The sequence below is a fragment of the Kocuria sp. genome, from assembly GCF_030530945.1.
Taxonomy (GTDB): domain Bacteria; phylum Actinomycetota; class Actinomycetes; order Actinomycetales; family Micrococcaceae; genus Kocuria.
Window position 1 is genome coordinate 55,571 of the sequence record NZ_JAUMTZ010000012.1, and the last position, 10,449, is coordinate 66,019.

Genomic DNA, 10,449 nt, shown 5'->3' on the forward strand with positions numbered 1-10,449 from the left:
CTGAAGTGGAGCAAATGCAGCCTGGCGTGCCGTGTGCTGCATTTGCTCCACTTCACAGCGCGGAACTCCGTGGCGCAGGCCCCTGGGCCCCTGGTGCCCGGGGATGGGCAGCGTGGAACTCTCGGGGTGGATGCCGGCCACCGGGTGCGGTCCCTCGGTCCTCCTCGGCGCTGGCGCGAGGGCCATGGGTAGGGTGGCTGCCATGACCTCATCACCGAACATCAGCGCCGTGGCCGTGTTCACAGGAGCCCGCGACGGCTCCTCACCCCGGTACCTGGAGCTGGCCACCGACCTCGGGAGAACCCTTGCGCATGCGGGGGTCACCGTGGTCTACGGCGGTGGGAGGGTGGGACTCATGGGCGCCGTGGCGGACGGTGCCCTGGGGGCGGGTGGCCGCGTGGTCGGTGTGATGCCGGAGCACCTGGTCTCGGGGGAGATCGCCCACCCGGGTCTTACGCAGCTGGACGTGGTGGGGAGCATGCACGAGCGCAAGCAGCGCATGACGGACCTCGCGGACGCGTTCATCGCCCTGCCGGGTGGCGGCGGGACCCTGGACGAGTTCTTCGAGGCGTGGACCTGGCAGCAGCTTGGGGTGCACTCCAAGCCCGTGGGGCTGTGCGGCCGGGAGTTCTGGCAGCCCCTGCTGGACATGCTGGACCACATGGTCGCCGAAGGGTTCGTGCGCGCCGAGGACCGGGGCACCCTGGTGGTTGCGGACGGACCCGAGGACGTCCTCCCACGGCTGAGCACGTGGCAGCCGCCCGCACCGAAGTGGCGCTGACCCGATTTTCTGAATCCACTGCCCGCGATGACCGGGCAGCCCACCAACCGACCCACCACAGGTGGAACGCTTTTAAGTGCAGCAAATGCAGCCCGGACCGCCCAGAACTGCATTTGCTCCACTTGAGACTGTCGCACCGCACCGCACCGCACCGGCCCCGCACCACCCTCCCGCGCACCGTCACGGGGGAGTGAGAATCACCCCCGCCAGGGCAGCGGGACGACCTCCATGTCCTGGCCCGGCTGCATCCCGTCCTCCGGGACCACCAGCAGCACGTCCGCGTGGGCGAGGCCCGAGAGCATGGCGGGGCCCACCGCGGGTTCCGGGATCACCCGGCCGTCCTGGAGGTAGGCGGGGATCACGCGGGTGCGGCCCAGGGGTTCCAGGGCGCGTCCGGCGGTGACCCGACGGGTGGCCGGCAACCCCTCGCCGGTGGCGCCGGCGATCAGCGCGTGGCCCACAGTGAGCAGACCGGTCATGGCGCTCAGCGGCGAGCCGGGCAGGGCGAGCACCACGGGCCCGTCCTCCGGCAGCTTCGCCAGGATCACGCCGTGCGCGGGCTCCTGGGCCACGCCGTCCAGAATGAGGTGGGCGTCGAGGTCCTCGAGGGCCTGGCGCACGTGGTCGTCCTCGCCGTGGCCGGTCCCTCCGGTGGTGACCACCATCTCGGCCCGGGCGTCCAACAACGAGTTGGCGCCCATGGGGGACTCGGTGAGCGCGGCGAGCATGCCCTCGCGGCCGTCGGCCACGCGGCGCACCTGGTCCACGTTCGCCCCGAGGTCCTTCAGCACGGCGGGCAGCTGCAGCCCCAGGGAGTCGCGCACCTCACCGGGGCCGGGGATGCCGTCCTCCACCACGTTCGCGTAGCCGAGCAGCACGGTGACGCGCGGGCGGCGTCGTACGGGGAGCATGTCGTGACCGGCGCTGGCCGCGAGACCGATGTGCACGGGGTTGAGCCTGCGGCCGGCGCGCAGCAGCAGGTCGCCCTGCTCGATCTCCTCGCCTACGGCACGGACGTCCTGGTTCTTCACCAGGGTGGCGGCGGGGGTGGCGTCCTCGAGGGTGTCACCCTCCACGGCCTTGCGCCCGTGCTCGGTGCCCTCCGGGACCTCCGCGTGCGGGTCCGCGGGGACCACGTGGCCGCGGTGGGCCTCCAGCAGGGCCCGGGTGCCCCAGGGGACGGCGTCGCCGGTGTTCACGTGGGTGGCCTCACCGGGGGTGAGCTCCACGACCGGGAGCATGCGCCGGTCCGGGGGCAGAGTGAGGAGCAGGCGCTCGTCCGTCTCTGCGGGCTGCGGTGTGCGGATGCGCCACGGGCCCTCACCGGCCACGGCCCAGCCGTCCGCGGCGGCGGAGGCGTAGTGGGGCACGGGCATCTCGGCGGTCACGGACTCCGCGAGGGTCTCGTCCAGGCACTGGGTGAGCGGCAGCAGGATGTAGGGCAGCGGCTGGGAGAGGCCGTAGGCGATCCTGCGGGCCTCGTCCCACTGCGCCCAGTGGACGGTGGGTTCGCGCGCGGGATCGTCGGTGCGCGGCTGCTCCTGGTCCTCACGGGCGGCGGGATCGTGCGGGTGCGGAAGTCCGGGCATCATGTCTCCTCAGCGTGCTGGTTCAGTCCAGTTCGAGCCTACGGGCATCTTCCCACGTGTCCACGTCCGCGGTGGAGCCACCGGGCACCGTGACCTCCTCCCACCGCAGGTGCCGCCACACCGAGCGCACCGAGGCGTCCACGGTGGGCACCTCCGCGAGCACCCGATCCAGCGCGGCCGTGCGAACCACCACGGCCAGGTTCTCGCGCCGCCCCTGCGCGGAGACCGCCATCACGCCGTCCACGTCCGACGCCGCCCCGGCCGCCGCCGCGAGCAGCGCGGGCAGGGCGCGGTCCACCCGGGGCATGTCGCACGCGAGCACCGCGGTCCAGGCCGCGCGTGCAGCCACCCGTGACAGGGCGACGACGCCCGCGGCCACCCCCGCGGCCGGCCCGGAGAAGGGGGGGTCCTCCCACGTGGTGAGCACGTCGGCCGGAAGGGTGGGGTCAGGGGGGCCCACCACCACCACGGTGCCGAGCCCCCGCACGGCAGCCACCGTGTGCGAGAGCAGGGTGGTGCCGGCCAGGGGCAGCTGGGCCTTGGGGGTTCCCCCCAGCCGCGAGGAGTGCCCGCCCGCCACCACCACGGTGTCCACGCGGAGGCCGGGGTCCGGGGTGCGGGAGGTGCTCACGGGCTCAGAGGGCGGGATCGGCGTCGTCGAGCTCGGGGTCCGCGGGGCGCTCCTTCTTGGGCAGCCCGGCGATCCGCAGCCCGCACTCCACCGCGAGCAGCACGAACGCGATGTAGTACAGGATCATCGTGGGGTAGAAGTACGGCAGCTGCTGGCTCATGCCCACCAGGGACAGCACCAGCAGGAGCACGGACAGGATCAGCACGAGCATGTGCGCGGTGCCGAACGCCCCGGGGCGGCCCCTGCGCGAGAGGTACATGGCCGCGAGGGCGAAGAGGATGGGGAACAGCAGCTGCCCGGTCAGCGTGATGCCGTCCTGGACGTAGGGGTAGACCCCCATGGCCTGGACGACCGCGGTGATCACGAGCAGGACGGGGGCGACGAACGACTTCATGGAGCACCATTCTAGGTGCGCGCACTGGGCGGGACCCGGGTGGGCGCCGCGCGCGGCCACGGCCGCCGGGAACCCCGCCGGGCGGCGTCGCCCGCGGGCCCTCAGCCCCGCGCCCCGGTTTCTATTAGGGCACTTAAATATCTTGTATTTGCGCAGGTCAGAGCGGGTTTTCGACGCGCGGGCCACGCCGCGGCAAATACGCATCATGAGTACCAAAAACCCCTAGCATGGGGCCCATGGCAACCACGCAGACCCCCGCCGGACTCGACGGCCCGGCCTCCGACGCCCTGCTGAAGATGGGGCGCTTCTTCTCCCGCTGGGACGAGACCCCGGACGGGCGCGCCGTGTTCCGCGAGGGCGGGCGCGCGGGGGATGCCTTCTACCGCAACCGGTGGAGCCACGACAAGGTGGTGCGCTCCACCCACGGGGTGAACTGCACCGGTTCGTGCTCGTGGAAGGTGTACGTCAAGGACGGCATCATCACGTGGGAGGCCCAGGAGACGGACTACCCCTCGGTGGGCCCGGACCGCCCCGAGTACGAGCCGCGCGGCTGCCCCCGCGGCGCGGCGTTCTCCTGGTACACCTACTCGCCCACCCGTGTGCGCTACCCCTACGTGCGCGGGGTGCTGCTGCAGATGTACCGCGAGGCCAAGCAGCTGCACGGAGATCCGGTGAAGGCGTGGGAGTCTGTCGTCAACGATCCCGACAAGCGCCGCACGTTCCAGCAGGGCCGTGGCAAGGGCGGACTGGTGCGCGCCTCGTGGCAGGAAGCCGTGGAGATGACCGCGGCGGCGCACGTGCACACCATCGCCGCATACGGTCCGGACCGCTGCACCGGCTTCTCGCCCATCCCCGCCATGTCCATGGTGTCCCACGCCGCCGGCGCCCGGTTCATCAACCTCATCGGCGGGGTGATGAACAGCTTCTACGACTGGTACGCGGACCTGCCCGTGGCCTCCCCGCAGGTCTTCGGGGACCAGACGGACGTGCCCGAGTCCGGTGACTGGTGGGACGCCACCTACCTGATGATGTGGGGCTCCAACATCCCGGTGACCCGCACCCCGGACGCCCACTGGCTCGCGGAGGTGCGCTACCGCGGCACCAAGGTGGTCTCGGTCAGTCCGGACTACGCGGACAACACCAAGTTCGCGGACGAGTGGCTGCCTGCCCAGGCCGGCTCGGACGCCGCACTGGCCATGGGCATGGGCCACGTGATCCTGCGGGAGAACTTCGTGGAGCGCCGCGTGCGCTTCTTCGAGGAGTACGTGCTGCAGTACACGGACCTCCCGTTCCTCATCACCCTCGACGAGCGCGACGACGGCACCGTGGTGCCCGGCAAGTTCCTCACGGCGCAGGACCTCGCCCGCGCGGGGGACGACGACGCCGCGCAGCAGGCCGATCCCGCGTTCAAGACCGTCCTGCTGGACCGCCACACCCACCGGGCCGTGGTGCCCAACGGCTCCATGGGCTTCCGCTACAACGAGCAGGACGAGGGGAGGTGGAACCTGGACCTGGGGGACACCCTTCCGTCCCTGTCCGTCGCGGACTCCGCCGGCTACGAGGGCGGGACTTCCCGGGTGGACCTGCCCGCGTTCACCGACCCCACGGGTGCGGGCTCCGTGATCCACCGCGGGGTGCCCACCACCACGGTGGCCGGGCGCACCGTGACCACGGTCTTCGACCTCATGCTCGCCCAGTACGGGGTGGGCCGAGAGGGGCTGCCGGGGGAGTGGGCCTCGGGCCTGGACGACGCGCTGACCCCCTACACCCCCGCGTGGCAGGAGGAGGTCACCTCCGTCCCGGCGGAGGCCGTGATCCGCACCGCCCGCGAGTTCGCCGCGAACGCGGAGAAGTCCCACGGACGCTCCATGATCATCCTGGGCGCCGGCATCTGCCAGTGGTACCACGGGGACACCACCTACCGGGCCATCCTGGCCATGCTCATGCTGTGCGGCTGCCAGGGCCGCAACGGCGGTGGCTGGGCGCACTACGTGGGCCAGGAGAAGGCCCGCCCCATCACCGGGTGGGCGGCCATGGCCAGCGCGAACGACTGGGTGCGCCCGCCGCGCTTCATGATCGGCACCGCGTTCTGGTACATGCACACGGACCAGTGGCGCTCGGACGGATACTCCTCGGACTCCCTGCAGTCCCCGCTCGCGGAGGGCCACCTGAAGGGGATGCACACCGCGGACGTGGTGGCCCAGGCCACCCGGCTGGGGTGGATGCCGTTCTACCCGCAGTTCCACGAGAACTCCCTGGACGTCGCGGACGCCGCGATCGCCGGTGTGGAACGCGGGGAGGCAGCGTCGGAACCCGAGTGGATCGCGCAGAAGCTCAAGGCGGGCGAGCTGCGCATGGCGGTCGAGGACCCGGACGCGCCCGAGAACTGGCCGCGCACCCTGGTGCTGTGGCGCTCCAACCTCTTCGGCTCCTCCGCGAAGGGCGAGGAGTACTTCCTCAAGCACCTGCTCGGCACCCACAACAGCGTGCGCGGCGAGGACCACACGGAGTCCCGCCCGAAGGACGTCCGCTGGCGGGACGAGGCGCCGGAAGGGAAGCTGGACCTTCTGGTCTCCGCGGACTTCCGCATGACCTCCTCCACACTTCTCAGCGACGTGGTGTTCCCCGCGGCCACCTGGTACGAGAAGTTCGACCTCTCCTCCACGGACATGCACCCCTACGTGCACGCGTTCACACCGGCCATCAGCCCGCCGTGGGAGGCCAAGACGGACTGGAAGCTGTTCCAGCTGCTCGCGGACGAGGTGAGCCGGCTCTCCAGGGGCCACCTGGACACCCGCAGGGACGTGGTGGCCACCGCGCTGCAGCACGACACCCCGGGGGAGATCGCCCAGCCCGGCGGCCACGCCCCGGAGTGGAAGGGCACGGACCTGCCCGCGGTGCCCGGCAAGAACCTGCCCCCGCTGAAGATCGTGGAGCGGGACTACACCGCCATCGGGGACAAGTTCGTGGCCCTCGGCCCGCTCGCCGACAAGCTGGGGCTGACCACCAAGAACGTCACGTTCGACGTCTCCGCGGTGGTGGACCGGCTGGGCCGCCAGCACGGCGTCTTCGACTCCGGTGCCGCGGAGGGCCGCCCCGCCCTGGACTCGGACGCCCGCATGGCGGAGGCGATCCTCAGCCTGTCCGGGACCACCAACGGGGCCCTGGCCACCCAGGGGTTCGAGACCCTGGAGAAGCGCGTGGGCAAGCCGCTGGCGGACCTGTCCCGCGGTGCGGAGGAGCGGGTCATCACCTTCAAGGAGACCCAGCAGGCGCCCGTGCCCGTGATCACCTCCCCGGAGTGGTCCGGGTCCGAGACCGGCGGGCGCCGGTACGCACCGTTCACGGTGAACATCGAACGTCTCAAGCCGTTCCACACCCTCACCGGGCGCATGCACTTCTTCCTGGACCACGACTGGCTCAAGGACATGGGCGAGACCATGCCGATCTACCGCCCGCCCCTGGACATGCACCGGTTGTTCGGGGAGCCGCAGCTGGGCGAGAAGGGCGAGCTGTCCATCTCGGTGCGCTACCTCACGCCCCACAACAAGTGGTCCATCCACTCCGAGTACCAGGACAACCTGTTCATGCTCTCCCTCTCCCGCGGCGGCACCACGGTGTGGATGTCCCCGCAGGACGCCCAGGCCATCGAGGTGCGGGACAACGAGTGGGTGGAGTGCGTGAACACCAACGGCGTGTTCGTGGGCCGTGCGGTGGTCTCCCACCGCATGCCCGCGGGCGTGGTGTACGTCCACCACGCCCAGGAGCGCACCATCGACGTCCCCAAGTCCGAGACCACGGGCAAGCGGGGCGGGATCCACAACTCCGTCACGCGGATCCTGGTCAAACCCACCCACATGATCGGTGGCTACACCCACCTGTCCTGGGCCTTCAACTACATGGGGCCCACCGGAAACCAACGGGACATCGTCTCCGTGGTCCGCAAGCGTTCCCAGGAGGTCCAGTACTGATGCGAGTGATGTCCCAAGTAGCCATGGTCATGACCCTGGACAAGTGCATCGGGTGCCACACGTGCTCGGTCACGTGCAAGCAGGCGTGGACCAACCGTGCCGGCACCGAGTACGCGTGGTTCAACAACGTGGAGACCCGCCCCGGCCAGGGCTACCCCCGCCGGTACGAGGACCAGGAGACGTGGAAGGGCGGGTGGGAGCTCAACCGCCGCGGCAACCTGAAGCTGAAGTCCGGCGGCCGGCTGAAGAAGATGGCGCAGCTGTTCGCGTCCCCGGTGCAGCCCGAGCTCGCCGACTACTACGAGCCGTGGACCTACGACTACGAGAACCTGGTCAAGGCCCCCGCGGGCGACGACTTCCCGGTGGCACGCCCCAAGTCCCTGATCACGGGCGAGGACACCAAGATCGAGTGGTCCGCCAACTGGGACGACGACCTGGGCGGCACCACCGAGATGGGCCACCTGGACCCCGTGGTGCAGAAGCTGCGGGAGGAGGCCAACGACCGCATCAAGTTCGAGTTCGAGCAGACCTTCATGTTCTACCTGCCGCGGCTGTGCGAGCACTGCCTGAACCCGTCCTGCATGGCGTCGTGCCCGTCCGGTGCCATATACAAGCGCTCCGAGGACGGCATCGTGCTGGTGGACCAGGACCGGTGCCGCGGCTGGCGCCAGTGCGTGACCGGGTGCCCGTACAAGAAGATCTACTACAACCACAAGTCCGGCAAGGCTGAGAAGTGCACGTTCTGCTACCCCCGCATCGAGGTGGGCATCCCCACGGTGTGCGCGGAGACGTGCGTGGGCCGCATGCGCTACATCGGCATCTTCCTGTACAACGCGGACAGGGTCACTCAGGCGGCGGCCACCCCGGACGAGCAGGACCTGTACGAGGCGCAGCTGGAGTTGATGCTGGACCCGAACGACCCCGAGGTCGTGGAGGCGGCCCGCCGGGACGGGATCCCGGAGGACTGGCTGGAGGCCGCCCGGAAGTCCCCGGTCTACGCGCTGGCGAAGACCCTGCGCGTGGCCCTGCCGCTGCACCCGGAGTACCGCACCATGCCCATGGTCTGGTACGTGCCGCCGCTGTCCCCGATCGTGGACCTGCTCAAGGAGCAGGGCCACGACGGCGAGGACCCGGAGAACCTCTTCGGCGCCATCGAGTCCCTGCGGATCCCCGTGGAGTACCTCGCGGAGCTGTTCACAGCCGGGGACACCGAGCTGATCACCCACGTGCTTCGCAAGCTCGCGGCCATGCGGGCCTACATGCGGGACATCACTCTCGGGGGAGAACCGGACGAGAGCATTGCCGAGGCGGTGGGGATGACCGGTGCGCAGATCAAACAGATGTACCGGCTCATGGCGATCGCCAAGTACGACGAGCGCTACGTGATCCCCTCGGCCCACGTGGAGGACGCCCACAACCTGGAGGAGATCGGCTGCTCCCTGGACGTGGACGGCGGCCCCGGAATGGGCCAGACCGGCGTGTTCGGCGAGGCCTCCGGGCGCCCGATGCCGGTGGCCGTGGAGAACTTCCAGGCGCTGAAGGCCCGCCAGCGGGGAGAGGACCCCACCGGCAACGACCAGCTGAGCGGGCGCGTGAACCTGCTCAACTGGGACGGCAACGGCACGCCGGCGGGACTGTTCCCGGCGCGCACCGGTGAGGGCGAGGAGGCCGCGCGGGACGCCGCGTCCCTGGCGGCCACCGCGAACAACCCCGGGTCCCGCCCGGACCAGGGCACCGCCGGTGCGAGCGGGGGACTGTGATGGGACTGCTCTCCACCCTGCTGGGCAAGCCCGGCAAGGGCACCGTGGAAGTCCCGGCGTACCGGGACCGTGACCCCCGGCGTTCGGCGGTGGTCCGCCAGGCCGCCGCCGTGCTGCTGGGCTACCCCCGCCCGGAGACAGTGGCCCAGCTGGAGCTGCTGGAGGGGGCGCTCGCGGAGGTGGGTGTGGACCCGCAGCAGCTCGCGCCCCTCACCGGCTGGCTGCGCCGTCCGGACTTCCGGGTGGTGCAGGGCGAGTACGTGCAGGAGTTCGACCTCTCCCGCCGCCACAGCCTGCACCTGACCTACTGGACGGACGGGGACACCCGCCGCCGCGGTGAGGCCCTGTCCGCGTTCAAGCAGGTCTACCGCGCCCACGGGTGCCAGTTCGGGGACGAGGAGCTGCCGGACCACCTGCCCGTGGTGCTGGAGTTCGCGGCCCGGGTGTCCCCCGAGGACGGCTTCGAGCTGCTCCAGCGCTACCGCCCGTCCCTGGAGCTGCTGCGCCTGGCCCTGCTGCGGGACCACCTGCCGCAGGCCTGCGCCGTGGAACTGGTGTGCTCCACCCTGCCCGGGCCGTCCCCGCAGGACGAGTCCGCCGTGGCCCGGATGGCCGGCTACGGCCCGCCCACGGAGTCCGTGGGCCTGGACGCGTACGACCCCCGCCTTCTGCCGATGACCGGAGGAAACCGATGAACGTGCTCGACGTCCTCCTGTGGGGGGTGCTGCCGTACGTGGTCATGCTGACTCTGGTGGGCGGTGTGGTCTGGCGGTACAGGTACGACCAGTTCGGGTGGACCACCCGTTCGTCCCAGCTCTACGAGTCCAGGCTGCTGCGCATCGGCTCCCCCCTGTTCCACTTCGGGATCCTGGCGGTGCTCGCGGGGCACGTGATGGGCCTGGCGATCCCCAAGAGCTGGACGGAGGCCGTGGGACTGTCGGAGCACGCGTACCACTTCATGGCGCTGTCCATCGGCACGGTGGCCGGTGTGGCCACCCTCACAGGCATCGTGCTGCTGATCGTGCGCCGCCGCCGCACCGGCCCGGTGTTCATGGCCACCACCGCCAACGACAAGTTCATGTACGTGATGCTGGTGGGCGCCATCCTGGCGGGTCTGGCCACCACGGTGGTCTCCGTGTTCGACCCCTCCACCGTGGACTACCGCGAGACGGTGTCCCCGTGGTTCCGGTCCCTGTGGATCCTGCGGCCGGACGTGGGGGCCATGGCTGCCGCGTCCACGAGCTTCCACGTCCACGTGCTGTGGGCCATGCTCCTGTTCGCCGTGTGGCCCTTCACCCGCCTGGTGCACGCCTTCACGGCGCC

General features: G+C 70.7%; 8 protein-coding genes. 5 read left to right on the forward strand and 3 right to left on the reverse strand.

Going from position 1 to position 10,449, the window contains the following annotated elements; all coding sequences use genetic code 11:
* Positions 1–202 precede the first annotated feature (202 nt).
* A complete protein-coding gene (locus Q4A22_RS10050; protein ID WP_303179120.1) occupies positions 203–781 on the forward strand; it encodes a TIGR00730 family Rossman fold protein in 579 nt (192 codons plus the stop codon).
* Between the two features lie 197 nt (positions 782–978).
* On the opposite strand, the gene Q4A22_RS10055 is transcribed toward Q4A22_RS10050, so the two are convergent.
* The 3 genes from Q4A22_RS10055 to Q4A22_RS10065 are packed head-to-tail and all read right to left on the reverse strand — an operon-like array spanning position 979 to position 3,395.
* Positions 979–2,373, reverse strand: a complete 1,395-nt coding sequence (locus Q4A22_RS10055; protein ID WP_303179123.1) for a molybdopterin molybdotransferase MoeA — start codon at positions 2,371–2,373, stop codon at positions 979–981.
* Positions 2,374–2,392: 19 nt separating this feature from the next.
* Complete coding sequence (locus tag Q4A22_RS10060; protein WP_303179126.1) at positions 2,393–3,001, reverse strand: molybdenum cofactor guanylyltransferase; 609 nt, start codon at positions 2,999–3,001, stop codon at positions 2,393–2,395.
* A gap of 4 nt (positions 3,002–3,005) precedes the next feature.
* Positions 3,006–3,395 (reverse strand): hypothetical protein, encoded by a 390-nt coding sequence (locus Q4A22_RS10065; protein ID WP_303179128.1) that lies wholly within the window; start codon positions 3,393–3,395, stop codon positions 3,006–3,008.
* Between the two features lie 236 nt (positions 3,396–3,631).
* On the opposite strand from Q4A22_RS10065, the gene Q4A22_RS10070 reads away from it, so the two are divergent.
* The 4 genes from Q4A22_RS10070 to narI form a co-directional block, all read left to right on the forward strand.
* On the forward strand, positions 3,632–7,366 hold the full coding sequence (locus Q4A22_RS10070) for a nitrate reductase subunit alpha (protein WP_303179130.1): 3,735 nt from the start codon (positions 3,632–3,634) through the stop codon (positions 7,364–7,366).
* A complete protein-coding gene (gene narH, locus Q4A22_RS10075; protein ID WP_303179132.1) occupies positions 7,366–9,126 on the forward strand; it encodes a nitrate reductase subunit beta in 1,761 nt (586 codons plus the stop codon). The genes Q4A22_RS10070 and narH overlap by 1 nt, the downstream gene beginning before the upstream one ends.
* Positions 9,126–9,821, forward strand: coding sequence for a nitrate reductase molybdenum cofactor assembly chaperone (gene narJ, locus Q4A22_RS10080; RefSeq protein WP_303179133.1), 696 nt, complete (start codon positions 9,126–9,128; stop codon positions 9,819–9,821). The genes narH and narJ overlap by 1 nt, the downstream gene beginning before the upstream one ends.
* Positions 9,818–10,449, forward strand: a 632-nt coding sequence (gene narI / locus Q4A22_RS10085) for a respiratory nitrate reductase subunit gamma (RefSeq protein WP_303179135.1), incomplete at its 3' end; no start/stop codon positions are given. The genes narJ and narI, both read left to right, overlap by 4 nt.